Annotated in this window: 1 protein-coding gene; it reads right to left on the bottom strand. The window is 41.1% G+C overall.

What is annotated here, in order from left to right:
* Positions 1-49: 49 nt before the first annotated feature.
* Positions 50-231 (bottom strand): hypothetical protein (locus tag ACYQ2O_RS13865; RefSeq protein ID WP_459796891.1); only part of this gene is annotated, 182 nt, incomplete at its 5' end.

The raw sequence follows: 231 nt of genomic DNA on the forward strand, positions 1-231 counted from the left end.
ATGGGTCAATTAAGCGACAGAATCTGTTTATTCCAGCACGTTTGTCAGTTTAGACCAGCGGATTGTCTTCTACAATAGTTACTAAAAAAAGTCCGAAGAGCATCGGGAGCGTATGCTCCTTTCTCTTCGGACTTTCTTTCTGTTTTCCATTAAAATGAGACATCCTGATCTTCCATAAATCCATTGGATTCAAAAGACGACGGAACTCTCTCTTCCTGCTGTATGGCTGTT

The sequence above is a fragment of the Alkalibacterium sp. m-11 genome, from assembly GCF_054658155.1.